General features: G+C 73.3%; 24 protein-coding genes. 21 read left to right on the plus strand and 3 right to left on the minus strand.

Annotated features, from left to right (window positions below; translation table 11 throughout):
* Nucleotides 1-39: 39 nt before the first annotated feature.
* From rpsK to glmM, 8 genes are all read left to right on the plus strand, one after another.
* Nucleotides 40-447, plus strand: coding sequence for a 30S ribosomal protein S11 (gene rpsK / locus ACFCLZ_RS22935; RefSeq protein WP_014136257.1), 408 nt, complete (start codon nucleotides 40-42; stop codon nucleotides 445-447).
* A gap of 146 nt (nucleotides 448-593) precedes the next feature.
* Entirely contained in the window at nucleotides 594-1,616 is a 1,023-nt protein-coding gene (locus ACFCLZ_RS22940) for a DNA-directed RNA polymerase subunit alpha (RefSeq protein WP_030055844.1), read from the plus strand.
* Between the two features lie 127 nt (nucleotides 1,617-1,743).
* Nucleotides 1,744-2,226, plus strand: a complete 483-nt coding sequence (gene rplQ / locus ACFCLZ_RS22945) for a 50S ribosomal protein L17 (RefSeq protein ID WP_380278780.1) — start codon at nucleotides 1,744-1,746, stop codon at nucleotides 2,224-2,226.
* Between the two features lie 80 nt (nucleotides 2,227-2,306).
* Complete coding sequence (truA, locus tag ACFCLZ_RS22950) at nucleotides 2,307-3,242, plus strand: tRNA pseudouridine(38-40) synthase TruA (protein ID WP_380278782.1); 936 nt, start codon at nucleotides 2,307-2,309, stop codon at nucleotides 3,240-3,242.
* A 41-nt stretch (nucleotides 3,243-3,283) separates the two neighbouring features.
* Nucleotides 3,284-4,957: an ABC-F family ATP-binding cassette domain-containing protein gene (locus ACFCLZ_RS22955; RefSeq protein WP_380278784.1), complete on the plus strand. Its 1,674-nt coding sequence runs from the start codon at nucleotides 3,284-3,286 to the stop codon at nucleotides 4,955-4,957.
* 209 nt (nucleotides 4,958-5,166) lie between these two features.
* Nucleotides 5,167-5,610, plus strand: a complete 444-nt coding sequence (rplM, locus tag ACFCLZ_RS22960) for a 50S ribosomal protein L13 (RefSeq protein WP_030055846.1) — start codon at nucleotides 5,167-5,169, stop codon at nucleotides 5,608-5,610.
* 46 nt (nucleotides 5,611-5,656) lie between these two features.
* Complete coding sequence (rpsI, locus tag ACFCLZ_RS22965; protein ID WP_380278786.1) at nucleotides 5,657-6,160, plus strand: 30S ribosomal protein S9; 504 nt, start codon at nucleotides 5,657-5,659, stop codon at nucleotides 6,158-6,160.
* Between the two features lie 170 nt (nucleotides 6,161-6,330).
* On the plus strand, nucleotides 6,331-7,695 hold the full coding sequence (gene glmM, locus ACFCLZ_RS22970) for a phosphoglucosamine mutase (protein WP_380278788.1): 1,365 nt from the start codon (nucleotides 6,331-6,333) through the stop codon (nucleotides 7,693-7,695).
* A 63-nt stretch (nucleotides 7,696-7,758) separates the two neighbouring features.
* On the opposite strand, the gene coaA is transcribed toward glmM, so the two are convergent.
* Nucleotides 7,759-8,754 carry a type I pantothenate kinase gene (gene coaA, locus ACFCLZ_RS22975; RefSeq protein ID WP_380278790.1) on the minus strand — a complete coding sequence of 332 codons (996 nt, stop codon included), beginning with the start codon at nucleotides 8,752-8,754 and terminating at the stop codon, nucleotides 7,759-7,761.
* Nucleotides 8,755-8,853: 99 nt separating this feature from the next.
* Here coaA and glmS point away from each other — a divergent pair, with 99 nt between their 5' ends.
* From glmS to ACFCLZ_RS23005, 6 genes are all read left to right on the plus strand, one after another.
* A complete protein-coding gene (glmS, locus tag ACFCLZ_RS22980) occupies nucleotides 8,854-10,710 on the plus strand; it encodes a glutamine--fructose-6-phosphate transaminase (isomerizing) (protein ID WP_380278792.1) in 1,857 nt (618 codons plus the stop codon).
* 392 nt (nucleotides 10,711-11,102) lie between these two features.
* The gene (locus tag ACFCLZ_RS22985) at nucleotides 11,103-12,626 is read left to right on the plus strand and encodes an NAD(P)H-hydrate dehydratase (protein WP_380278793.1); all 1,524 of its coding nucleotides are present in this window, start codon (nucleotides 11,103-11,105) and stop codon (nucleotides 12,624-12,626) included.
* A gap of 722 nt (nucleotides 12,627-13,348) precedes the next feature.
* Nucleotides 13,349-14,521 (plus strand): alanine racemase, encoded by a 1,173-nt coding sequence (gene alr, locus ACFCLZ_RS22990; protein WP_380278795.1) that lies wholly within the window; start codon nucleotides 13,349-13,351, stop codon nucleotides 14,519-14,521.
* Nucleotides 14,518-15,738: an alpha/beta fold hydrolase gene (locus tag ACFCLZ_RS22995; RefSeq protein ID WP_380278796.1), complete on the plus strand. Its 1,221-nt coding sequence runs from the start codon at nucleotides 14,518-14,520 to the stop codon at nucleotides 15,736-15,738. The genes alr and ACFCLZ_RS22995 overlap by 4 nt, the downstream gene beginning before the upstream one ends.
* Nucleotides 15,739-15,860: 122 nt before the next feature.
* A complete protein-coding gene (gene tsaE / locus ACFCLZ_RS23000; protein ID WP_380278798.1) occupies nucleotides 15,861-16,358 on the plus strand; it encodes a tRNA (adenosine(37)-N6)-threonylcarbamoyltransferase complex ATPase subunit type 1 TsaE in 498 nt (165 codons plus the stop codon).
* A 125-nt stretch (nucleotides 16,359-16,483) separates the two neighbouring features.
* The gene (locus ACFCLZ_RS23005) at nucleotides 16,484-16,702 is read left to right on the plus strand and encodes a hypothetical protein (RefSeq protein ID WP_380278800.1); all 219 of its coding nucleotides are present in this window, start codon (nucleotides 16,484-16,486) and stop codon (nucleotides 16,700-16,702) included.
* Between the two features lie 44 nt (nucleotides 16,703-16,746).
* Here the strand turns inward: ACFCLZ_RS23005 and ACFCLZ_RS23010 are convergent, their stop codons facing one another.
* Nucleotides 16,747-17,388, minus strand: a complete 642-nt coding sequence (locus tag ACFCLZ_RS23010) for a hypothetical protein (protein WP_380286245.1) — start codon at nucleotides 17,386-17,388, stop codon at nucleotides 16,747-16,749.
* Between the two features lie 228 nt (nucleotides 17,389-17,616).
* On the opposite strand from ACFCLZ_RS23010, the gene tsaB reads away from it, so the two are divergent.
* The 5 genes from tsaB to ACFCLZ_RS23035 all read left to right on the plus strand — a co-directional run bounded on the left by tsaB (nucleotide 17,617) and on the right by ACFCLZ_RS23035 (nucleotide 21,235).
* Nucleotides 17,617-18,273, plus strand: coding sequence for a tRNA (adenosine(37)-N6)-threonylcarbamoyltransferase complex dimerization subunit type 1 TsaB (gene tsaB, locus ACFCLZ_RS23015; protein ID WP_380278802.1), 657 nt, complete (start codon nucleotides 17,617-17,619; stop codon nucleotides 18,271-18,273).
* 59 nt (nucleotides 18,274-18,332) lie between these two features.
* Nucleotides 18,333-18,866, plus strand: a complete 534-nt coding sequence (gene rimI / locus ACFCLZ_RS23020) for a ribosomal protein S18-alanine N-acetyltransferase (protein WP_380286246.1) — start codon at nucleotides 18,333-18,335, stop codon at nucleotides 18,864-18,866.
* Nucleotides 18,859-19,947: a tRNA (adenosine(37)-N6)-threonylcarbamoyltransferase complex transferase subunit TsaD gene (tsaD, locus tag ACFCLZ_RS23025; RefSeq protein WP_380278804.1), complete on the plus strand. Its 1,089-nt coding sequence runs from the start codon at nucleotides 18,859-18,861 to the stop codon at nucleotides 19,945-19,947. Before rimI ends, tsaD begins: the two co-directional genes overlap by 8 nt.
* Nucleotides 19,944-20,207: a hypothetical protein gene (locus tag ACFCLZ_RS23030; RefSeq protein ID WP_380278806.1), complete on the plus strand. Its 264-nt coding sequence runs from the start codon at nucleotides 19,944-19,946 to the stop codon at nucleotides 20,205-20,207. The genes tsaD and ACFCLZ_RS23030 overlap by 4 nt, the downstream gene beginning before the upstream one ends.
* A gap of 107 nt (nucleotides 20,208-20,314) precedes the next feature.
* Nucleotides 20,315-21,235, plus strand: a complete 921-nt coding sequence (locus ACFCLZ_RS23035) for a polysaccharide deacetylase family protein (RefSeq protein ID WP_380278808.1) — start codon at nucleotides 20,315-20,317, stop codon at nucleotides 21,233-21,235.
* Here the strand turns inward: ACFCLZ_RS23035 and ACFCLZ_RS23040 are convergent.
* The gene (locus ACFCLZ_RS23040; RefSeq protein WP_380278809.1) at nucleotides 21,211-22,491 is read right to left on the minus strand and encodes a methyltransferase domain-containing protein; all 1,281 of its coding nucleotides are present in this window, start codon (nucleotides 22,489-22,491) and stop codon (nucleotides 21,211-21,213) included. The two genes, ACFCLZ_RS23035 and ACFCLZ_RS23040, sit on opposite strands and share 25 nt — an antisense overlap.
* Before the next feature lie 187 nt (nucleotides 22,492-22,678).
* On the opposite strand from ACFCLZ_RS23040, the gene groES reads away from it, so the two are divergent.
* Entirely contained in the window at nucleotides 22,679-22,984 is a 306-nt protein-coding gene (groES, locus tag ACFCLZ_RS23045; RefSeq protein WP_014136232.1) for a co-chaperone GroES, read from the plus strand.
* A 113-nt stretch (nucleotides 22,985-23,097) separates the two neighbouring features.
* The gene (gene groL, locus ACFCLZ_RS23050; RefSeq protein WP_380278811.1) at nucleotides 23,098-24,726 is read left to right on the plus strand and encodes a chaperonin GroEL; all 1,629 of its coding nucleotides are present in this window, start codon (nucleotides 23,098-23,100) and stop codon (nucleotides 24,724-24,726) included.
* Nucleotides 24,727-24,752: the final 26 nt, after the last annotated feature.

Genomic DNA, 24,752 nt, shown 5'->3' on the forward strand with positions numbered 1-24,752 from the left:
GGGTCAGCGGACCGACCACCTCAGTAGGAGAACAGACTTATGCCCCCCAAGGGTCGTCAGGCTGCCGGCGCGAAGAAGATCCGCCGCAAGGAAAAGAAGAACGTCGCTCACGGCCACGCGCACATCAAGAGCACGTTCAACAACACCATCGTTTCGATCACCGACCCGTCGGGCAACGTGATCTCCTGGGCCTCCGCCGGCCACGTCGGCTTCAAGGGCTCGCGCAAGTCCACCCCGTTCGCCGCGCAGATGGCCGCCGAGGCCGCTGCCCGTCGCGCGCAGGAGCACGGCATGCGCAAGGTCGACGTCTTCGTCAAGGGTCCGGGCTCCGGCCGTGAGACCGCGATCCGCTCGCTCCAGGCCACCGGCCTGGAGGTCGGCTCGATCCAGGACGTCACCCCCACCCCGCACAACGGCTGCCGTCCGCCGAAGCGCCGCCGCGTCTGACGCAGCGCCTTCGGGCACGCGGGTTCTGCTTCAAACCGTGTACGGGGTCCCGCGCAGTTGATTCGTCGCTGCGTGCGGGACCCCGTACGCTGGTTCTGTTCGGCATCAAATAGTGGGTGCCGAAGATCACTGGAGGATCTGAAAACATGCTGATCGCTCAGCGTCCCTCGCTGACCGAAGAGGTCGTCGACGAGTTCCGCTCGCGGTTCGTGATCGAGCCGCTCGAGCCGGGCTTCGGCTACACCCTCGGCAACTCTCTCCGTCGCACGCTCCTGTCGTCGATCCCGGGTGCCGCTGTCACCAGCATCCGCATCGACGGCGTCCTGCACGAGTTCACCACCGTGCCGGGCGTCAAGGAGGACGTCACCGACCTCATCCTCAACATCAAGCAGCTGGTCGTCTCCTCGGAGCACGACGAGCCGGTCGTGATGTACCTGCGCAAGCAGGGTCCGGGTGTGGTCACCGCCGCCGACATCGCGCCGCCGGCCGGTGTCGAGGTGCACAACCCCGAGCTGGTCCTCGCCACCCTGAACGGCAAGGGCAAGCTGGAGATGGAGCTGACCGTCGAGCGCGGTCGCGGCTACGTCTCCGCCGTGCAGAACAAGGCCTCCGGCCAGGAGATCGGCCGCATCCCGGTCGACTCGATCTACAGCCCCGTGCTGAAGGTCACCTACAAGGTCGAGGCCACCCGTGTCGAGCAGCGGACCGACTTCGACAAGCTGATCGTCGACGTCGAGACCAAGCCCGCCATGCGTCCGCGCGACGCCATGGCCTCGGCCGGCAAGACCCTGGTGGAGCTGTTCGGCCTCGCCCGCGAGCTGAACATCGACGCCGAGGGCATCGACATGGGCCCGTCCCCGACGGACGCCGCCCTGGCCGCCGACCTGGCGCTGCCGATCGAGGAGCTGGAGCTCACCGTCCGCTCCTACAACTGCCTCAAGCGCGAGGGCATCCACACCGTGGGTGAGCTCGTCGCCCGCTCCGAGGCCGACCTGCTCGACATCCGCAACTTCGGTGCGAAGTCGATCGACGAGGTCAAGGCGAAGCTGGCCGGCATGGGCCTGGCCCTCAAGGACAGCCCGCCCGGGTTCGACCCGACCGCCGCCGCCGACGCCTTCGGCGCCGACGACCTGGACGACGCGGGTTACGCGGAGACCGAGCAGTACTGAAAGACTTGACCGCGGGGGCGGTTCCCAGGAACCGCCCCCGTCGTCGTGAAAGCCGTACGGGCACCGTGTCCGTACGCCCACCGCGGTACCTGGTACGGCCGCGGTCGGAGATTCGAGGAGTCATTCCATGCCGCGTCCCACCAAGGGTGCCCGCCTCGGCGGCGGCCCGGCCCACGAGGCCCTGCTGCTTGCCGGTCTGGCCCGTGAGCTGTTCCAGTACGGCCGCATCACCACCACCGAGGCCAAGGCCCGCCGCCTGCGCCCGCTGGCGGAGAAGCTGATCACCAAGGCGAAGAAGGGCGACATCCACAACCGTCGCCTGGTGCGCAAGACCATCACCGACATCTCGGTGCTGCACACCCTCTTCACCGAGATCGCGCCGCGCTACGAGAACCGCCCGGGTGGCTACACCCGTATCACCAAGATCGGTCCCCGTCGTGGCGACAACGCCCCGATGGCCGTGATCGAGCTGGTCGAGGCGCTGACCGTCGCGCAGACCGCCGTCGGCGAGGCCGAGGCCGCCACCAAGCGTGCCGTCAAGGAGGCCGACGCCAAGGTCGAGGCCACCGAGGCGAAGGCCGACGAGGCCGAGGCCGCCGAGCAGGCCTGACACCGTTAGGTGTGTTGCGGGCCCGCTTCCCCATCCGTGGGGGAGCGGGCCCGTTCCTCGTGTCCAGGGAGTGGAGAGCAGTGGTCAACGATTGCGCCGAGCGGCCGCCGGTCAAGGACGGCCCGGCCGACGGGTACGTCCGGATCCGGCTCGACCTCGCCTACCACGGCGCCGACTTCTCGGGCTGGGCCCGCCAGAAGGGCGGCCGCCGGACGGTCCAGGAGGAGATCGAGACCGCGCTGCAGGTCGTCACCCGCAGTCCCGAGCTCTTCCCGCTCACCGTGGCCGGGCGCACCGACGCCGGCGTGCACGCCCGCGGCCAGGTCGCCCACGTCGACCTGCCGGCCGAGCTCTGGGCCCAGCACGGCGGGAAGCTGCTCCGCCGGCTGGCCGGACGGCTGCCCGGGGACGTCCGGATCTACCGGGCGGCCGAGGCCCCGGCCGGCTTCGACGCCCGCTTCTCGGCCGTCTGGCGCCGGTACGCCTACCGGGTCGCCGACCACCCCGGCGGCGTCGACCCGCTGCTGCGCGGCCATGTGCTCTGGCACGACCGGCCGCTCGACCTGGAGCGGATGAACGCCGCCGCGCGGCTGCTGCTCGGCGAGCACGACTTCGCCGCCTACTGCAAGAAGCGCGAGGGCGCGACCACCATCCGCACGCTGCTGGAGCTGCGCTGGGACCGCGTCCCGGTCGACGCCTACGCCGCCCAGGAGGGCTCGCTCGCGGTCGCCACCGTCCGGGCCGACGCCTTCTGCCACAACATGGTGCGGGCGCTGGTCGGCGCGATGCTGCTGGTCGGCGACGGCCACCGGCCGGTGGAGTTCCCCGGTGAGGTGCTGGCCGGCGGCGTGCGCAACTCCGCCGTCAACGTGATCCGGCCGTACGGGCTGACGCTGGAGGAGGTCGGCTACCCGGCGGACGACCGGCTCGCCGAGCGCAGCCGGGCCGCCCGCCGGATGCGCACCCTGCCGGGCGCCGCCGCCCCCGCGGGGGGCCCGGAGCCGCTCGCCGGTTAAACGGTTTGGGTCCGGGGCGGACGCTTGGGACAATCGCCCCCATGGGACACGTCGAGATTTCGCACCTGGAGTACTACCTGCCGGACGGGCGGGTGCTGTTCGACGACGCGTCCTTCCGGGTGGGGGAGGGCGCGGCGGTCGCGCTGGTCGGTGCCAACGGCGCAGGCAAGACCACCCTGCTGCGCATGATCGCGGGCGACCTCCAGCCGCACGGCGGCTCGGTGACGATCAGCGGCGGGCTCGGCGTGATGCGCCAGTTCGTCGGCACCACCGGCCGCGAGGAGCAGCGCAGGGCCGACGACGAGGGCGGCCCCGGCGCGCTGCCCGCCGACGCCTCGGTGCGCGACCTGCTGGTCTCCGTCGCCCCCGCGCGGATCGCCAAGGCCGCCCGCGCGGTCGACGCCGCCGAGCTGGCGATGATCGCGCAGGACGACGAGAAGACCCAGATGGCCTACGCCCAGGCGCTCTCCGACTGGGCCGACGTCGGCGGCTACGACTACGAGACCGACTGGGACGTCTGCACCATGGCCGCCCTCGGCGTGCCCTTCGACAAGGCCCAGTGGCGCGGTCTGAACACGCTCTCCGGCGGCGAGCAGAAGCGGCTCGTCCTGGAGGCGCTGCTGCGCGGCCCCGAGGAGGTGCTGCTCCTCGACGAGCCGGACAACTACCTGGACGTCCCGGGCAAGCGCTGGCTGGAGGAGGCCATCAAGGCCACCCCGAAGACGGTGCTGTTCATCTCGCACGACCGCGAGCTGCTCTCCCGCACCGCCGAGAAGATCATCAGCGTGGAGTCCGGCGCGGCCGGCTCCAGCGTCTGGGTGCACGGCGGCGGCTTCGACTCCTTCCACGAGGCCCGCAAGGCCCGCTTCGAGCGCTTCGAGGAGCTGCGCCGGCGCTGGGACGAGGAGCACGCCAAGCTGAAGAAGCTGGTCGTCAACCTTCGCCAGGCCGCCTCGGTCAGCCACGACATGGCGTCCCGGTACGCGGCCGCGCAGACCAGGCTCAAGAAGTTCGAGGACGCCGGCCCGCCGGAGGCGCCGCCGCGCGAGCAGAGCATCACCATGCGGCTCAAGGGCGGGCGCACCGGTGTCCGCGCCTTCACCATGGAGCGGCTGGAGCTCACCGGCCTGATGCAGCCCTTCGACCTGGAGGTCTTCTACGGCGAGCGGATCGGTGTGCTCGGCGCCAACGGCGCCGGCAAGTCGCACCTGCTGCGGCTGCTCGCGGGCGACGTGACGGTCGGGCACACGGGCGCCTGGAAGCTCGGCGCCCGGGTGGTGCCCGGCCACTTCCGGCAGACCCACGCCCACCCGGAGCTGCTCGGCCGCACCGTCCGCTCGATCGTCGAGGAGGAGCACGCGCTCAGTCGCGGCGCCGCGATGGGCGCGCTGCGCCGCTACGAGCTGGACCGGCAGGAGGAGCAGAAGTTCGAGTCGCTCTCCGGCGGGCAGCAGGCCCGGCTGATGATCCTCAAGCTGGAGCTGTCCGGCGTCACCGCACTGCTGCTCGACGAGCCGACCGACAACCTGGACCTGGAGAGCGCCGAGGCGCTGCAGGCCGGTCTGGAGGCGTTCGACGGCACGGTGATGTGCGTGACGCACGACCGCTGGTTCGCGAAGACCTTCGACCGCTTCCTGGTCTTCGGGGCCGACGGGCGGGTCTACGAGTCCGCCGAGCCGGTCTGGGACGTCACCCGGGTCGAACGCGATCGTTGAGCGATTTTGACCGTCCCCCCGCCTCCCGGTAACCTGGTCGCTTGATGTGCGTATTGGCTCGCTCTATCTCACGTGAGAGGTCGGTACGCCGGAGACATCGGGTCGACGACCAGCGGCTCCTCCTTGAATTGCGTCCAAGGTGGCCAGGCTGATCCCTCCTCCAGGTGCTCCTGTCAGGACTCACTCACTGAAAAGCGAAGGCTACGACCGTGCGTACGTACAGCCCCAAGCCCGGCGACGTCCAGCGTCAGTGGCACGTCATCGACGCGACCGACGTCGTGCTCGGCCGCCTGGCCTCCCAGGCCGCCAACCTCCTCCGGGGCAAGCACAAGGCGATCTACGCGCCGCACGTTGACACTGGTGACTTCGTCATCATCATCAACGCGGACAAGGTGCACCTGTCGGGTAACAAGAAGACCCAGAAGCTGGCGTACCGCCACAGCGGTTTCCCGGGCGGTCTCCGCTCGGTCCGCTACGACGACCTCCTGGCCAACAACCCGGAGAAGGCCGTCGAGAAGGCCATCAAGGGCATGATCCCCAAGAACAGCCTGGGCCGTCAGATGCTCTCGAAGCTGAAGGTCTACTCGGGCGACCAGCACCCGCACGCTGCCCAGCAGCCGGTGCCGTTCGAGATCACCCAGGTCGCGCAGTAACTCCGGCCACCAAGCCCCCCATCACTGAAAAGAGCTGAGGAACACCGTGGCCGAGACCACCGAAACCCTTGAGGTCGAGTTCGACGAGACTGTCGTCGAGGGCGAGTACACCTCCGAGGAGAGCTACACCTCCGAGTCCCTGGCCGGCCGCTTCGGCGAGGCCGTCCCCGGCGCCGGCCTCGGCCGTCGCAAGGAGGCGATCGCCCGCGTGCGCATCGTCCCGGGCACCGGGCAGTGGAAGATCAACGGTCGCACCCTGGAGAACTACTTCCCCAACAAGGTGCACCAGCAGACCGTCAACGAGCCCTTCAAGCTCCTGGAGCTGGACGGCCGTTACGACGTCGTCGCCCGCATCACCGGCGGCGGCGTGTCCGGCCAGGCCTACGCGCTGCGCCTCGGCGTGGCCCGTGCCCTGAACGAGGCCGACGTGGACAACAACCGCGGCGCCCTCAAGAAGGCCGGCTTCCTGACCCGTGACGCCCGCGCCGTCGAGCGCAAGAAGGCCGGTCTGAAGAAGGCCCGCAAGGCGCCGCAGTACAGCAAGCGCTAATTGCGCCCCCGGGGGTGCGTACCGCCCTGGTGGTGCACGCCCCTGGATGCGCTCTACACGCCCCGGAGTACCCCGTGTACTCCGGGGCGTTGTGTTCCCCGGCCATTGTGCGGAGCCCGGGGATTCGATCGGATTCACTGCAAGGCATTGCGGCGATGGAGGACGGGACAGTGGGACGACTCTTCGGTACGGACGGTGTACGCGGTGTGGCCAACGAGGGGCTGACGGCGGAGCTGGCGCTCGGCCTGTCGGTCGCGGCGGCGCACGTGCTCGGTGAGGCGGGGGCCTTCGACGGCCACCGGCCGGTCGCGGTGGTCGGCCGCGATCCGCGCGCCTCGGGCGAGTTCCTGGAGGCCGCGGTCATCGCCGGCCTGGCCAGCGCGGGTGTCGACGTCCTGCGGGTCGGTGTGCTGCCCACCCCGGCGGTGGCGTACCTCACCGGCGCGCTCGGCGCCGACTTCGGTGTGATGCTCTCCGCCAGCCACAACGCCATGCCGGACAACGGCATCAAGTTCCTCGCCCGCGGCGGCCACAAGCTGGACGACCGGATCGAGGACGCCATCGAGTCCCACTACCGCAAGCACGCGGCGGGCGGCGAGGACTGGAACCGCCCGACCGGCGCGGCCGTCGGCCGGGTCCGCGAGTACACCGAGGGCTTCGACAAGTACGTCGCCCACCTCATCGGCGTGCTGCCCAACCGCCTGGACGGCATCCGGGTCGTCATCGACGGCGCGCACGGCGCGGCCGCGTACGTCGCCCCCGAGGCCTTCGCCCGGGCCGGCGCCGAGGTCGTGCACACCCTGGGCGCCGAGCCCACCGGCCTCAACATCAACGACGGCGTCGGCTCCACCCACCTGGACCGGCTGCGCGTCGCCATGCGCGAGCACGCGGCCGACCTCGGCATCGCCCTGGACGGCGACGCCGACCGCTGCCTGGCCGCCGACGCGGAGGGCAACGAGGTCGACGGCGACCAGATCATCGCGATCCTGGCCGTCGCCATGCAGGAGGCCGGCACGCTGCGCCGCAACACCGTGGTCGCCACCGTGATGTCCAACCTGGGCTTCAAGCTGGCCATGGAGCGCGAGGGCGTCGACCTCGTCGAGACGGCGGTCGGCGACCGGTACGTGCTGGAGGCGATGAAGGAGCAGGGCTTCGCGCTGGGCGGCGAGCAGTCCGGCCACGTCATCCTGCTCGACCACGCGACCACCGGCGACGGCACGCTGACCGGCCTGATGCTGGGCGCCCGGCTGGCGGCGACCAAGCAGCCGCTGTCGGACCTGGCCGCCGTGATGACCCGGCTGCCGCAGGTGCTGATCAACGTCAAGGGCGTCGACAAGGCCCGGGTCCGCACCTGCGAGGAGCTGTCCGCCGCGGTGGCCGCGGCCGAGGCCGAGCTGGGCGCCACCGGCCGGGTCCTGCTGCGCCCGTCGGGCACCGAGCCGCTCGTCCGGGTGATGGTCGAGGCGGCCGACGAGGTGCAGGCGCAGGCCGTCGCGCAGACGCTGGCCACGGCGGTCCGCACCTACCTGGGCTGACCGTCCCGCAACGGTGAGGGCCCTCGCCGCGCACGCGTGCGGCGGGGGCCTGCCGTCGTTCGGTCAGAGCTTGCGCAGCAGCGCGCGGCGGACCTTGTGGTCCTGGCCCTTCTGCAGGATCAGGGTGGCCCGGCCGCGGGTCGGCAGCACGTTCTCCAGCAGGTTGGGCCGGTTGATGGTGCGCCAGACCTGGCGGCCGTACTCCATCGCCTCCTCCTCCGGCACCTCGGTGAAGCGGAGGAAGTAGGAGTTCGGGTCCTGGAAGGCGGTCTGCCGCAGCTTGCGGAACCGGTCCAGGTACCAGCTCTCGATGTCGTCGGTGCGGGCGTCGACGTAGATGGAGAAGTCGAAGTAGTCGGCCACCGCCAGACGGGTGCGGCCGTCGGTGCCGGGCAGGGCCGGCTGGAGCACGTTCAGGCCCTCGACGATGAGGATGTCCGGGCGCTCCACGGTGAGCCGCCGGTCCGGCACGATGTCGTAGACCAGGTGCGAGTAGACCGGCGCGGTGACCCGCTCCTTGCCGGCCTTCACGTCCGCGACGAAGCGCGTCAGCGCCCGGCGGTCGTAGGACTCGGGGAAGCCCTTGCGGGCCATCAGGCCGCGCCGGCGCAGTTCGGCGTTGGGCAGCAGGAAGCCGTCGGTGGTGACCAGCTCGACCCGGGGGTGTTCCGGCCAGCGGGCCAGCAGCGCCTGCAGCAGGCGGGCGGTGGTGGACTTGCCGACCGCGACCGAGCCGGCCACGCCGATGATGAACGGCGTGCGGGTGCGCTCGGTGTCCGGGGTGTCCAGGAAGGTGCCCAGGGTGCCGCGCAGCTCGTGGGTGGCGTGGATGTAGAGGTTCAGCAGCCGGGACAGCGGCAGGTAGACGTCCCGGACCTCGTCGAGGTCGAGGGCGGTGCCGAGACCGCGCAGCCGTTCCACCTCCTCGGCGGTCAGCGGCATCGGCGTACGCTCGCGCAGCGCGCTCCACTCGGCCCGGCTGAGGTCCACGTAGGGGGACGGTGACGGGCCGGGCGTGGTGTCGCCCCGCGTACAGAGTTCGGTCAGCACATGCTCCATTGTGGGCCGTAGCGCCGTTCGGGGTGGTTGTGGTGTCGGTCACGGCCCGCGGGCGAACCGTGCGAATGGGGTGTTCGGAGCGCCCTTATGCTGGCACGCATGTGCGGAATTGTTGGATACGTGGGCTCCCAGCCCGCCCTTGACGTAGTAATCGCAGGCCTGCAGCGACTGGAGTACCGGGGTTACGACTCGGCCGGTGTCGCGGTGCAGGTGCAGGGCTCCGACGGGCAGTGGAGCCTGGCCACCGACAAGCGGGCCGGCAAGCTCGCGAACCTGGAGAAGTCGCTCGCCGAGACCCCTCTTCCCGGCGGCACCACCGGCATCGGCCACACCCGCTGGGCCACCCACGGCGGCCCGACGGACGCCAACGCCCACCCCCATCTGGACGACGCCGCCCGGGTGGCGGTCGTCCACAACGGCATCATCGAGAACTTCGCCCGGCTCCGCGCCGAGCTGGCCGAGCGCGGCCACACGCTGCGCTCGGAGACCGACACCGAGGTCGTCGCGCACCTGCTCGGCGAGGAGTACCGGGGCGACCTGGCCGAGGCCATGCGGGCGGTCTGCCGCCGGCTGGAGGGCGCGTTCACCCTGGTCGCGGTGCACGCCGACGCCCCGGACGTGGTGGTCGGCGCCCGCCGCAACTCGCCGCTGGTGGTCGGGCGCGGCGAGGGCGAGAACTTCCTCGCCTCCGACGTCGCCGCGTTCATCGCGCACACCCGCGAGGCGATCGAGCTGGGCCAGGACCAGGTCGTCGAGCTGCGCCGGGACGGCGTGACGGTGACGAACTTCGACGGCACCCCCGCCGACGTGCGCGAGTACCACGTCGACTGGGACGCCTCGGCCGCCGAGAAGGGCGGCTACGACTACTTCATGCTCAAGGAGATCGCCGAGCAGCCGAAGGCCGTCGCCGACACCCTGCTCGGCCGGATCGGCACCGACGGCCGGCTCACCCTCGACGAGCTGCGGATGTCCGACGCGGACCTGCGCGCGGTCGACAAGGTCGTCATCGTGGCCTGCGGCACCGCGTTCCACGCGGGCATGATCGCCAAGTACGCGATCGAGCACTGGACCCGGATCCCGTGCGAGGTGGAGGTCGCCTCCGAGTTCCGCTACCGCGACCCGATCATGGGGCCGGGCACGCTGGTCATCGCCATCTCGCAGTCCGGCGAGACCATGGACACCCTGATGGCGCTGCGGCACGCGCGCGAGCAGGGCGCCAAGGTGCTGGCGATCTGCAACACCAACGGCTCGACCATCCCGCGCGAGTCGGACGCGGTGCTGTACACCCACGCCGGGCCGGAGGTGGCCGTCGCCTCCACCAAGGCGTTCCTGACCCAGCTGGTCGCCTGCTATCTGGTCGCGCTGTACCTGGGCCAGGTGCGCGGCACCAAGTGGGGTGACGAGATCCTCGCCGTCATCAAGGAGCTCGGCGACGCGCCGAAGCAGGTCGAGCAGGTGCTGGAGACCATGGAGCCGGTGCGCGAGCTGGCCCGCTCCCTGGCGGGCGCGCGCTCGGTGCTGTTCCTGGGCCGGCACGTCGGCTTCCCGGTGGCCCTGGAGGGCGCGCTCAAGCTCAAGGAGCTCGCCTACATGCACGCCGAGGGCTTCGCGGCCGGCGAGCTGAAGCACGGGCCGATCGCGCTGATCGAGGAGGGTCTGCCGGTCGTGGTCGTCGTGCCGTCGCCGCGCGGGCGCTCGATCCTGCACGACAAGATCGTCTCCAACATCCAGGAGATCCGGGCCCGCGGTGCGCGGACCATCGTGATCGCGGAGGAGGGCGACGAGACGGTCGTCCCCTACGCCGACCACCTGATCCGCATCCCGGTCACGCCGACCCTGCTCCAGCCGCTGGTCGCCACCGTGCCGCTGCAGGTGTTCGCCTGCGAGCTCGCCACGGCCAAGGGCCACGAGGTCGACCAGCCGCGCAACCTGGCGAAGTCGGTCACCGTCGAGTAGTCCCGGCCCGCGTCGTCCCGGCGCCCCCGCGGTGGCTGCGTCCTACCGCGGGGGCGCCGTGTCGAGTGTGGACGAGTACGGCGCGGCATGGCACGGCACGGCGCGGGAAGGGCGGGCGGCCTGCGCCGGGCCGAGGACGAGCTCCTGTTCCGCCCGGAGGAACTCGGTCCGGAAACCCTGAGGCCGGTGCAGTCTCAGGAACGCCTGAGGGCCTCCACCGGCGACACGCCAGGGGCGCGGACCGGGGCCGGTGGGGGATCGGGGTGGGTGGGGGATCGGGGTGGGTGTCACTCGAATGCGTGCCGCAAAGGCCGGGGGCGCCGTCGGGAGGTCGTTCGCGTAGCGTCGGCGGTAGTTGCCGTCTTGCCGCCGAGTGTGGGGGAGAGCCCGCCATGCGCAGTGCCCACCGTGTCGACCAGGTCCGTGCCGCCGAGGCCGCGCTGATGGCCCGGCTCCCCGGGGGGACGCTGATGCAGCGGGCCGCCGTCGGGCTCGCGGCGACCTGCGCGCGGCTGCTGACCCGCCGTCGCGGGCGGGTGTACGGCAGCCGGGTGGTGGTGCTGGCGGGCAGCGGGGACAACGGGGGTGACGCGCTGTACGCCGGGGCGGCGCTGGCCCGGCGCGGGGCGCGGGTGTCGGCGGTGCTGCTCGCCCCGGCGCGGGCGCATGCGGCGGGGCTCGCGGCGTTGCGGGCGGCCGGCGGGCGGGTGGTGCTGGAGCAGGAAGTCGGCCTGGCCGACTTCTCGCGCGCGGACCTGGTGCTGGACGGCATCGTCGGTATCGGCGGGAAGGGCGGACTGCGGCCGGAGGCGCAGCCGTACGCGCGCGCCGGGCGGGCGGGGGTGGTGGTGGCCGTCGACGTGCCCAGCGGGGTGGACGCGGACACCGGCGAGGTCGCGGGTGCGGCGCTGCGGGCGGATGTGACGGTCTGCTTCGGCACGTACAAGCCCGGACTGCTGATCGACCCGGGTGCCTCGTACGCCGGAGCGGTGCAGTTGGTGGGGATCGGACTGGAGCTGCCGGCGGCCGAGGTCGTGGCGCTGCAGCACGCGGACGTGGCCGGGCTGCTGCCGGTGCCGGGGGCGGAGAGCGACAAGTACCGGCGCGGGGTGGTCGGGGTGGCGGCCGGGTCGGCGCGCTACCCGGGGGCGGCGCTGCTCGCCGTCGCCGGGGCGCTGCGCGGGGGCGCGGGCGCGGTGCGGTACGTCGGGACGGCGGCGGAGGAGGTGGTGCGGCGGTTCCCGGAGGCGCTGGTCACCGAGGGCGGGCCGGCCGGGGCGGGGCGGGTGCAGGCCTGGGTGGTCGGGCCGGGCGGCGGCGAGGGGGCCGAGCGGGCGCTCGCGGAGGCGCTGGCCGCCGATGTGCCGGTGCTGGTCGACGCGGACGGGCTGACCGAGCTGGCCCGGCTCGGGCCGGGCGCGTTGGCGGGGCGGACGGCGCCGACGCTGCTCACCCCGCACACGGGGGAGGCGGCCCGGCTGCTCGCCGGGGCGGAGAACGGCGGGAGCGCCGGGGGCGGCGGGGGCGGCGCCCGGCCGCCGGCCGCCGACGAGCTGGCGGCCGCCCGGCTGGGCACGGCGCGCCGGCTCGCGGCGGCGTACCGGGCGACGGTGCTGCTGAAGGGCTCGACCACGGTGGTCGCCGATCCGGGCGGCGCCGTGCGGGTGAACCCGACCGGCACCTCGTGGCTGGCGACGGCCGGCAGCGGGGACGTCCTGGCCGGCCTGGCCGGCTCGCTGCTCGCCGCGGGCCGCTCCCCGCTGGACGCGGCCTCGGTGGCCGCCTACCTGCACGGCCTCGCCGCCCGTCACGCCGCCGCCACCCCCGGCGCCCCCGTCACCGCCCTGGAGGTGGCGGCCGCCCTCTCCACCGCCTGGAACGACGTCCGCTCCGCCGCGGCGGAGCCGGGCGCCTAGGAATATGCAGACCGGTCTACAGACTCCTGGGAGCAGGAAGTCGGCCCGGCCGACTTCCTGCTCCACCCGGCGACGCGCCCGGGCCGGATCAGTAGACCGGTCTGCATATTCCACCGGGCGCCGCGCTTGAGGGCGGCACCCGGTGGCGGCCCCGCGGAGTGGAAAGTCGGCCCTGCCGACTTCCTGCTCCCGGGGGCGGCGTGCTCGGGGCGGGTGGGTGGATGGGGTGGCACGGTGCCGCGCGCCGCCCGGCGGCGGCGCGCGGTGGCGGGCGCTGTGGAGTGGGAAGTCGGCGTGGCCGACTTTCTGTTCTCGCCCGGGTGGTGCCGGGGTCGGGTGGTGTGGTGGGCGGGGGTGCATGGTGCCGGGCGCAAGTGGCGTGGGAAGTCGGGCCCGCCGACTTCCTGCTCCCGCGCGGGCGGCGTGCCCGGGTGGGTGGGGGCGGGGCCGCGTGGGGCCGTGCGCCGCCTCGGGGTGGCGCGCGGTGGGAGGGGCTCCTGGCGTGGGAAGTCGGCCTGGCCGACTTCCCACTCCAGGAGCGGTGTATGTAGACCGGTCTGCATATTTTGGGGCTTCGGGGGTGGGAGGGAACCGGGGTGTGATTCGTGGGCGTCCGGAAGGGGGTGAGGGGTGGCGGGGGGCGGTGTGCCGACGGGCCGTTCGGCGAGGACCCTGGGACGTCTGGGAGACTGACCCTGATGACAACTGCGAAGACGACCGTTATGGCCACTCTCACCGAAGGCGCGAGAGCCGAGGCGACCATCGATCTCGCCGCGCTGCGCGGCAACCTCGACGCGCTGCGCGAGCGTGTCGGCGGCGCCACGGTGATGGCCGCGGTCAAGGCGGACGCCTACGGGCACGGCGCCGCCCGGTGCGCCCGGGAGGCGGTCGCCGCAGGAGTCCGCTGGCTGGGCACCGCCACGCCGGACGAGGCGCTCGCGCTGCGCGCCGCCGGCATCCGGCCGGACCAGGCCCGCATCCTCTGCTGGCTGTGGACCCCCGGCGGCCCCTGGCGCGAGGCCCTCTTCGCCGACCTCGACATCTCGGTCAGCGGCCGGTGGGCGCTCACCGAACTGCTCGCCGCCGTCCGCGCCACCGGCGTCCCCGCCCGGGTCCACCTCAAGGCCGACACCGGCCTCGGCCGCAACGGCTGCCAGCCGCACGACTGGCCGGAGCTGGTCGCCGCCGCCCGCCGCGCCGAGCTGGACGGCCTGCTGACCGTGGTCGGCGTCTGGTCGCACTTCGCCGCCGCCGACGAGCCCGGCCACCCCTCCATCCAGGCCCAGCTGGACGCCTACCGCGCCGCCCTGGCCACCGCCGAGGCGGCCGGCCTGCGCCCCGAGGTCCGGCACCTGGCCAACTCGCCGGCCACCCTGCTGCTCCCGCAGTCGCACTTCGACATGGTCCGCACGGGCCTGGCGATGTACGGGCTCTCGCCGGTCCCGGACGTCGGCTCGCCGGCCGACTTCGGCCTGCGCCCGGTGATGTCGCTGACCGCCCGGCTGGCCCTGGTCAAGCACGTCCCCGGCGGCCACGGCGTCAGCTACGGCCACCACTACACCACCCCCGGCCCGACCACACTGGGCCTCGTCCCGCTCGGCTACGGCGACGGCATCCCCCGACACGCCAGCGGCATCGGCCCGGTGCAGATCGACGGCAAGTGGCGCACGGTGGCCGGCCGGGTGGCGATGGACCAGTTCGTCGTCGACCTCGGCGGTGACACCCCGCCGATCGGCGACGAGGTGCTGCTCTTCGGCAACGGCGACCGCGGCGAGCCGACCGCCGAGGACTGGGGCCGCGCCTGCGGCACCATCTCCTACGAGATCGTGACCCGGATCGGCTCCCGGGTGCCGCGCCGCTACGTCGGCGGCCTGGACGAGGACCTGTTCGGATGAGCGAGCAGGCCGGCACCGACCCGGCCGGGGCGGTGGGCGGCGTGGCCCGCGCCGTCAGGGCGGCCGGGACGGCCACCGGGGTGAGCCGGGCCGGCCTGATCGGCATCTCGGTCGGCGTGCTCGCGGCCGGCGCCGCCGCGGGCGTGGCGATCGAGCGGCTGACGGTCGGCCGGACGATGCGCCGCCGGGCCCGCGCCGAACTGGACGCCAAGGCCCCGTACGGCTCGCTGCGCGGCCGCCCCCGCACCGTCGCCGCCGCGGACGGCACAGAGCTGTACGTCGAGCTGGACGGCACCGCCGAACCGCACGGCACCGCCGAACAGGACGGCGCCCCCGAGCCGCTGACCGTGGTCTTCTGCCACGGCTACTGCCTCAACCAGGACAGCTGGCACTTCCAGCGCGCCGCCTTCCGCGACGGCCTGCGCCTGGTGTTCTGGGACCAGCGCAGCCACGGCCGCTCCGAGCGCTCCCGCTCCTTCCTGGCCGGCGAGCCCGCCAGCATCGACCAGCTGGGTGGCGACCTCAAGGCCGTGCTCGACGCCGTCGCGCCGACCGGCCCGCTCGTCCTGGTCGGCCACTCGATGGGCGGCATGACGGTGATGGCGCTGGCCGACCAGGACCCCGAGCTGTTCCGCGAGCGGGTGGCCGGCGTGGCGCTGATCGGCACCCTGGCCGGGAACTGGGACGCCGTCACCTTCGGCCTGCCGCAGGCGGGCGCCAAGCTGTTCCGCCGGGTCGCGCCCGGCATGATGAAGCTGCTCGGCCGTCAGGTGGACCTGGTGGAGGCGACCCGCCGGCTGGGCACGGACGTCAGCGCCGTCCTCTACCGGCGGTTCTCCTTCGGCGGGAAGGACGTCGACCCGGGGGTGGCCCGGTTCGCCGAGCAGATGCTGGACGCCACCCCGATCGACGTGGTGGCCGAGTTCTACCCGGTGTTCTCCGCGCACGAGAAGACCGAGGCCCTCGCCGCGCTGCGCGGCATCCCGGCCCTGGTGCTGACGGGCACCAAGGACCTGCTGACCCCGCCCGGCCACGGCGAGGTGATGGCCGAACAACTGCGGGGCGCCGAACTGGTCCTGGTCGAGGACGCCGGGCACCTGGTGATGCTGGAGCGCCCGGACGTGGTGGACGAGCGGCTGGCCGCGCTGTTCGAGCGGGCCGCCCGCTTCCGCGGCGCCGCCGTCCCGTCGGCGCTCCCGTCCGTCGAGGAGCCGTAGCGCGGCCGCCCGCGCCGGGCCCCGCGGACGCCCGGCGCGGGCGGTGCCGGGGATGTGGCACGGTAGCGGGGGCGCCCGAGAGCCGGTGCGCCGCCGCAAGGACCGAAGGGCTTGATTCGCGCATGGGCTCGCACGCCACTCTCACCGCCGCCACCCCCGACCGGATGGGCCGGCTCGGCCGGGAGCTGGCCGCGCTGCTGCGGCCGGGGGACCTGGTGCTGCTCTCCGGCGAGCTGGGGGCGGGGAAGACCACGCTGACCCGCGGCCTCGGCGAGGGCCTCGAGGTGCGCGGCGCCGTCACCTCGCCGACCTTCGTGATCGCCCGGGTGCACCCGTCGCTGGTCGGCGGCCCGGCGCTGGTGCACGTCGACGCGTACCGGCTGGGCGGGAACCTCGACGAGATGGAGGACCTCGACCTGGACGTCTCGCTGCCCGAGTCGGTGGTGGTCGTCGAGTGGGGCGAGGGCAAGGTCGAGCGGCTCTCGGAGGACCGCCTGGAGGTCCGGATCGAGCGGGCCATCGGCGCGGAGGCGGCGGGCGACGACCTGGACCCGCGCCGGGTGCTGCTGACCGGGATCGGGCCCCGCTGGGACGGCGTCGACCTGTCCGTGCTGGCCTGAGGGTCCGGCGGCGCCGGCCGGCCCGGTCACGGTTTGCCGACAGGCTGTCGGGAAGATGTTGCGGTCGGGGTCCCGGGCGTGGTGGGATGGGTTTTGAGGTTAGGTCTGCCTAACTAGGAGGCGCCATGCCGAGCACCACGCCCGCCCCGGAGCGCGAACCGCGCGGGACCGGGGCCGAGGGGCCCGACCGCCGTGCCGCGGGGGAGCCGATGCGGGCCCTGCTGGCCGCCTGTGCGGCGGCGGAGGCGGTCTCCACTCCACCGGAACGCCGCCCGACGGCGGGCGAGCGGGCCGAGCGGTCGCCGGCGGAAGGCCGCGCGCACGACACCCGCCGCGCCGCCTAGCGCACACACCGCCCACGCGTCGTCGACCCCCCGGGCCGCCCGGGTCAGGCGATCACGACCACCTTGGTGTCCTTCGGCGCGAAGTCCCAGAGCAGCTGGCCGTCGGCCCGGCCGCTGCGGATGCCGCCGGTCTTGGCCGCCTTCGGGTCGCCGCTCGCGCCGCCCCCGATCGCGGACGGCGTCCCCGACGCGGACGCCGTCGGCGCGGCGGCCGGGGTGCCGGTGGCGCCGTCGACGGCCGCGCTGAAGCCGAACACCACGCCGTTCTGCTGGGCGAACCGCACCACGTGCTCGATCTGCTTGCCGTCGGTGCCCGTGCCGGACTGGGTGCGGCTGTACACGGGGTAGCTGCCGGGGAGCGGTTCGACGGTGCCCGGGGTGACCGGGAAGGCGGCCACCACCTGCGGGGTCTTCTTCGGGTCGATCAGCCACACGTAGTGCGCGCCGACCGAGTAGACGACCCGCAGCCCGGTGCCGGTGCCCGCGGTGGGCAGCGTCGGGACGGTCGGCGTGGGCGTGGCGCTCGGGGTGGCCGAGGCGGCCGGCCCGCCGGACGGGGCGGTGGTGCTCGCACCGGGATTGGCGGCGACCGCGCGGTCCTGCGCACCGTTGGCCTGGAAGGCCAGCAGGCTCACCACCGCCAGGGCCCCCAGGGTCAGCCCCGTGACCACCACTCCAGGACCCATCTTCGCCACGTGTGCTCCCACCGCCGTCCCAAAACCGTCGGCCCCATCGTGCCAGGTTCGCCCGTCCGGTCCGCATCGCGTCGGACGTGTGTTCCGCCGGGGAGCGGGTTTTCGATCGGGCGGCGCACACCTGCCGGGCGCGCACCCGCGGTGCGGCGCGCACGCCCCGGGCGGCGGGACGGGACCGCGCCCCGACAGGTCACCGCCCGACCGGTCTAACCTTGACCCGTGCTGCTGCTCGCGTTCGACACCGCTACCCCCGCCGTCACCGCCGCCGTCCACGACGGCACGGCCGTCCTCGCCGAGACCGACCAGGTCGACGCCAGGCGCCACGGCGAACTCCTGCTGCCCGCGATCGACCAGGTGCTGCGGGCGGCCGGTGTCGACAAGCACCGGCTGACCGACATCGCCGTGGGCGTCGGCCCGGGCCCGTACACCGGCCTGCGGGTCGGCCTGGTGACCGCCGCCGCGCTGGGCCACGCCCTGGGCCTGCCGGTGCACGGCGTCTGCACCCTGGACGCGATCGCCCACCGGGCCCGCGCCGGGGGACTGGCCGGCGAGCCGTTCACGGTCGCCACCGACGCGCGCCGCAAGGAGGTCTACTGGGCCGCCTACGACGCCGAGGGCCGCCGGACCGAGGGCCCGTCGGTGGACCGCCCGGGCGAGCTGACGCCGCCGGCGCGCTCGGTCGGCGCCGGTGCGCTGCTCTACCCGGAGGCCTTCCCCGGCGCGCAGGGCCCCGAGCACGTCTCGGCCGGCGCGCTCGCCGACTTCGCCGCCGCCGAGCTGCTCGCCGGCCGGCCCCTGCTGCCCAACGCCCCGCTCTACCTGCGCCGCCCGGACGCCCAGGTGCCGGCCGGCTACAAGGCGGTGCTCCCGGCGTGACCGGCCCGAGCACCGACGGGGCCGTGCGCACCGCCGCTCCCGCGGCCGTGCTGCGCCCGATGCGCTGGTGGGACATCGCCCCGGTGCTGGCGCTGGAGCTGGAGCTGTTCCCCGAGGACGCCTGGTCCGCCGGCATGTTCTGGTCCGAGCTGGCCGAGGCCCGCCCCGGCGGCACCCGCCACTACACCGTCGCCGAGGCCCCGGACGGCACGGTCGTCGGCTACGCCGGGCTGATGGCGGTGGCCGGCGAGGGCGACGTGCAGACCATCGCCGTGGACGGCCGCCACCAGGGCGCCGGCCTCGGCGCGGCGCTGCTCGCCGACCTGGTCCGGGAGGCCGCCCGGCGCGGCTGCGCGGACCTGCTGCTGGAGGTGCGGGTGGACAACACCCGCGCGCAGCGGCTCTACGAGCGCTTCGGGTTCGAGCCGGTCGGCATCCGGCGCGGCTACTACCAGCCCGCCAACGTCGACGCGCTGGTGATGCGTCTCGACCTCGCGGCCGCCGCCGTCGACGGCGCCGCCGCTCCCGACGACCTCGACGAACCCGCGGACCACCCGCGACCGGACGTGAAGAAGGACACCCCCCATGGCTGACGAACCGCTCGTCCTCGGCATCGAGACCTCCTGCGACGAGACCGGCGTCGGCATCGTGCGCGGCACCACCCTGCTCGCCGACGCGGTGGCCTCCAGCGTCAACGACCACGCCCGGTTCGGCGGCGTCGTCCCCGAGATCGCCAGCCGCGCGCACCTGGAGGCGATGGTCCCCACCATCCAGCGCGCCCTGGACACCGCGGGCGTCAAGGCGAGCGACCTGGACGGCATCGCCGTCACCGCCGGCCCCGGCCTGGCCGGCGCCCTGCTGGTCGGCGTGAGCGCCGCCAAGGCGTACGCGTGGGCCCTGGACAAGCCGCTATACGGCGTCAACCACCTCGCCTCGCACATCTGCGTGGACCAGCTGGAGCACGGCCGGCTGCCGTCCCCGACGATGGCCCTGCTGGTCTCCGGCGGGCACTCCTCGCTGCTGCTCAGCGAGGACATCACCAGCGACGTGCGCCCGCTCGGCGCGACCATCGACGACGCGGCCGGCGAGGCCTTCGACAAGGTGGCCCGGGTGCTCGGGCTCGGCTTCCCCGGCGGCCCGGTGGTGGACCGCACCGCCCGCGAGGGCGACCGGAAGGCGATCGCCTTCCCGCGCGGCCTCACCGGCCCCAAGGACCCGGAGTACGACTTCTCCTTCTCCGGCCTGAAGACCGCCGTCGCCCGCTGGGTGGAGGCCAGGCGCCGGGCCGGCGAGGAGGTGCCGGTCGCCGACGTCGCGGCGTCCTTCCAGGAGGCGGTCACCGATGTGCTGACCCGCAAGGCGGTCAAGGCCTGCAAGGACAACGGCGTCGACCACCTGATGATCGGCGGCGGCGTCGCGGCCAACTCGCGACTGCGCGAGATGGCCCAGCAGCGCTGCGACAAGGCCGGCATCCGGCTGCGGGTGCCGCGTCCGGGCCTGTGCACCGACAACGGCGCGATGGTCGCCGCGCTCGGCTCCGAGATGGTCTGGCGGGACCGCGCGCCGTCCTCCTTCGACCTGTCGGCGGACTCCTCGCTGCCGGTCACCGAGGTCCACGTGCCGCACACGGACCTCCACGGCCAGGCGTACCGGGCGCTGGGCGGACAGGCGTGAGCACCACCGCCGCGATGTGGGAGGCCCGGGCCGCCGACGGGCGGGGTGCCGAGCTCTCCGCCTGGGTCCGGGAGACCGCGCTGCCCGCGCTGCGCGGCCGCGCCGGGCTGCTGCGCGCCGAGCTGTTCGCCGCTCCCGGCGAGCGCGTGCTGCTGATCACCTGGTGGTCCGGCGAGCCGGTGCCGGTGGCGGAGCCGCCCGCCGCCCTGCTGGGCCGCCCGGTGCACCGCTGGTCGTTCACCAGCGAGCACGTGGAGTAGCCCCGCCGCTCCGTTCGCACGCCCGTCCGGGAACCGAACGTCCGACCGCTACCGTGCTAGCGAGCGAGCGAGCGAGAACGCTGAACGGGAGCGGGGAGTACGGCGCGGTGAACAGGCACGGGTGGAGCAGGAAAACGGCGTACGCGGTGGGGGCCACGGTCCTGCTGGCCGCCGCCACCGGGTGTGCGGGCGGGGGCGACAGCGGCGCCGCGTCCGCCGCCCTGGTGGCGCCGAGCGGGACCACCGCACCGGCCGGGACCCCCGCGCCGCAGCAGGGCGCGGGCACGCAGCCGTCGAGCGCGCCCCCCGCCCCGGCCGCCGGGGACGCCGCCGCCTGGGCGAAGTGGAACCTGACGCCGCTGCCGCCCGCGCCCCCGGCGCCCGCCGACAAGCCGGTGAAGCTCCAGAAGAGCGGCCCGGTCCCGGTGTTCAGCGAGGTGAGGACCAGCGACAAGGTCGTCTTCGTCACCATCGACGACGGCGCCGAGAAGGACCCGAAGTTCGTCGAGATGCTGACCGACCTCAAGGTGCCGGTCTCGATGTTCCTGACCCGCGACATCGTCAAGGACGACTACGGCTACTTCAAGCGGCTCCAGGCGCTCGGCAACCACGTCCACAACCACACCGTGGACCACGCCCAGCTGAGCAAGGTGGCGCCGGAGAAGCAGAAGTCCGAGGTCTGCGACGCCCAGGCCGCGCTCACCCAGCAGTACGGCACCCCGCCGCTGCTGTTCCGCCCGCCGTACGGCGACGGGGCCAACACGCCGGCGCTCAACTCCTCGGTGCAGCAGTGCGGCCCGCGGGCGATCGTGCTGTGGCGCGAGTCGATGCAGATCCACGACATGCAGTACCAGGCGGCGGACAAGAAGCTGAAGCCCGGCGACATCGTGCTCGCCCACTTCCGGGGCCCGAAGGACCTCAAGGGCGAGACGATGACGCAGATGTTCGGGGAGATGCTGGCCCGGATCCAGGAGCAGGGCTTCGCGGTGGCCCGGCTGGAGGACTACATCGCGGCGCCGGCCGGCTGAACGGCCGCGGCCGGGCCGGTCACCGGCCGGCCGAGCATCATCAGCGGACCGTGGTCGGTGCGGCTGAGGATCACCGTGACCTCGTTCGGGCCGGAGGGCTTCAGCTGGCGGCGCAGTTCCTCCGGGGTGATCGCCATCCCGCGCTTCTTGATCACCACCGTGCCGACGCCGCGTTCACGCAGCAGCGCCTTGAGCTTCTTGATGTGGAACGGCAGCACGTCGGTCAGCTCGAAGCCGTGCGCGTAGGGGGTGTCGACCAGCTCGTCCGAGGTCACATAGGCGATCTTCGGGTCGATCAGCCGTCCGCCGACCTGCTGCGCCACCTCGGCGACCAGGTGCGCGCGGATCACCGCGCCGTCCGGCTCGTACAGGTAGCGGCCGACCGGGCCGGCCGGCGGATCGGGCAGGTCGCCGCCGGTGAGGCAGGCCCGCTGGGGCAGCAGGGTGGCGCGGTGCGGGTGCTCGGCCCGGGTGCCGAACCAGAGCACGGCCTCCTTGACGTCGCCGTGGTCGGAGACCCACTCGGCCTCCGCGTCGGCCGGCACCGCCTCGTGCGGGATGCCCGGGGCCACCTTGAGCGCGCCGACCGGGGTGCGCCGGCCGGCCTCGATCGCCCAGGACAGCGGCGGCGCGTAGGCCTCGGGGTCGAAGACCCGGCCGCGCGAGGTGCGCCGGGCCGGGTCGGTGAAGACCGCGTCGAAGCCGGTGACGTCGACGTCGGCGACGTCCGCGCAGCGCACCTCGACCCGGTCGGCCAGGCCCAGGGCGGCCGCGTTGGCGGCGGTGGCGGCGCAGGCGGCCGGGTCCTTGTCGACCGCGAGCACCTCGACGCCGGCCCGGGCCAGCGCCAGCACGTCGCCGCCGATCCCGCAGCAGAGGTCGGCCAGCCGCTTCACCCCGAGGTCCGCGAAGCGGCGCGCCCGCCACTCGGCGACCTCGCGCCGGGTGGACTGCTCGACGCCGTTGGGCGTGAAGTACATGAGGTCGGCGTCGGCGCCGAACTTGGCCCGCGCCCGCTGCCGCAGCCGGGCCTGCCCGAAGGCGGCCGACACCAGCTCGGCCGGGTGCTCCTTGCGCAGCCGGGTGGCCAGCGCCAGCTCCTCCCCGGGCGCGAAGTCGCGCAGTTCGGCGAGCAGGGCCTGGCCCCGGTCGGTCAGCAGGGGCCGCAGGTCGTCGTTCTCCACGGGGCCATTCTCGCCGGTCGCGGCGCGGCCGGTCCGCCCTCGCACATGAGTACGGCTACTCGTCCGCCCCATGGGGTCGGCGGGCGCGTCGTTGGCACTCTGGTTGACTGAGTGCTAACCGCGGCCTATGGTCGTCACTAGCACTCCCCACCGGGGGAGTGCTAACGCGACAGTGCGTGTCTGACCCCCGCGACGGCAGATCCGCGAGTTCGCCCCTACCCGTTAGAAAACCCCGTAATCTCCGAAGGGGAGCTCGGACGTGACCACCAGCAGCAAGGTTGCCATCAAGCCGCTCGAGGACCGCATTGTGGTCCAGCCGCTCGACGCCGAGACCACCACGGCCTCCGGCCTGGTTATCCCGGACACCGCCAAGGAGAAGCCCCAGGAGGGTGTCGTCCTGGCCGTCGGCCCGGGCCGCTTCGAGGACGGCCAGCGTCTGCCGCTCGACGTCGCCGTGGGTGACATCGTCCTGTACTCGAAGTACGGCGGCACCGAGGTGAAGTACCAGGGCGAGGAGTACCTGGTGCTCTCCGCCCGCGACGTTCTCGCCATCATCGAGAAGTAAAGCGTCCAGCCACGCCCCGGATCCGTGTCCCTAGTGACAGGGGACCGGGGCGTGGCTGTTGGTTCACGTAGTCGAGCGGCCACCGCGGCCGCACCCCCGAGGGAATAGGGAACATGGCGAAGATCCTGCAGTTCGACGAGGACGCCCGCCGCTCGCTGGAGCGCGGTGTCAACAAGCTGGCCGACACCGTCAAGGTGACGATCGGCCCCAAGGGCCGCAACGTCGTCATCGACAAGAAGTTCGGCGCCCCGACCATCACCAACGACGGTGTCACCATCGCCCGTGAGGTCGAGCTCGACGACCCGTACGAGAACCTTGGCGCGCAGCTCGTCAAGGAGGTCGCCACCAAGACCAACGACGTCGCGGGCGACGGCACCACCACCGCCACCGTGCTGGCCCAGGCCCTGGTCAACGAGGGTCTGCGCAACGTCGCCGCCGGCGCCGGCCCGGCCGCCCTGAAGAAGGGCATCGACAAGGCCGTCGCCGCCGTCTCCGAGCACCTGCTGTCGGTCGCCCGTGAGATCGAGGGCAAGGACGACGTCGCCGCCGTCGCCACCCTGTCCGCCCAGGACCCGCAGGTCGGCGAGCTGATCGCCGAGGCGATCGACAAGGTCGGCAAGGACGGTGTCATCACCGTCGAGGAGTCGAACACCTTCGGCGTGGAGCTGGACTTCACCGAGGGCATGCAGTTCGACAAGGGCTACCTGTCGCCGTACTTCGTCACCGACGCGGAGCGGCAGGAGGCGGTCCTGGAGGACCCGTACATCCTGATCAACCAGGGCAAGATCTCCTCCATCCAGGAGCTGCTGCCGCTGCTGGAGAAGATCCTGCAGGGCGGCTCGACCCGCCCGCTGCTGATCATCGCCGAGGACGTCGACGGCGAGGCGCTGTCCACCCTCGTGGTGAACAAGATCCGCGGCACCTTCAACGCGGTGGCCGTCAAGGCCCCCGGCTTCGGTGACCGCCGCAAGGCGATCCTCGGCGACCTGGCCGTCCTGACCGGCGGCACCGTGATCTCCGAGGAGGTCGGCCTCAAGCTCGACCAGGCCGGTCTGGACGTGCTGGGCTCGGCCCGCCGCGTGACCGTCACCAAGGACGAGACGATCGTCGTCGACGGTGCCGGCGAGTCGGAGGCCGTGGCCGGCCGCGTCGCCCAGATCAAGGGCGAGATCGCCAACACCGACTCGGACTGGGACCGCGAGAAGCTGCAGGAGCGCCTGGCCAAGCTGGCCGGCGGCGTCTGCGTCATCCGCGTCGGTGCCGCCACCGAGGTGGAGCTCAAGGAGCGCAAGCACCGCCTGGAGGACGCCATCTCGGCGACCCGCGCCGCGGTCGAGGAGGGCATCGTCGCCGGTGGTGGCGCCTCCCTGGTCCACGCCGCCAAGGTGCTGAACGACGGCCTGGGCCTGTCCGGCGACGAGGCCACCGGTGTCGCGGTCGTCCGCAAGGCGCTGCACGAGCCGCTGCGCTGGATCGCCCAGAACGCCGGCCTGGAGGGCTACGTCATCACCTCCAAGGTCTCCGAGCTGGAGCTGGGCCAGGGCTACAACGCGGCCACCGGCGAGTACGGCGACCTGGTCAAGGCCGGTGTCATCGACCCGGTCAAGGTCACCCGCTCCGCCCTGGAGAACGCGGCCTCGATCGCCTCCCTGCTGCTCACCACCGAGACCCTCGTGGTGGAGAAGAAGGAAGAGGAGGCCGACAACGGCCACTCGCACGGCGGTCACGGCCACTCGCACTGAGGCCGTAGTCGCTGACCGCGGTCACT

The sequence above is a fragment of the Kitasatospora purpeofusca genome, assembly GCF_042691725.1.
Taxonomy (GTDB): Bacteria; Actinomycetota; Actinomycetes; order Streptomycetales; family Streptomycetaceae; genus Kitasatospora; species Kitasatospora purpeofusca_B.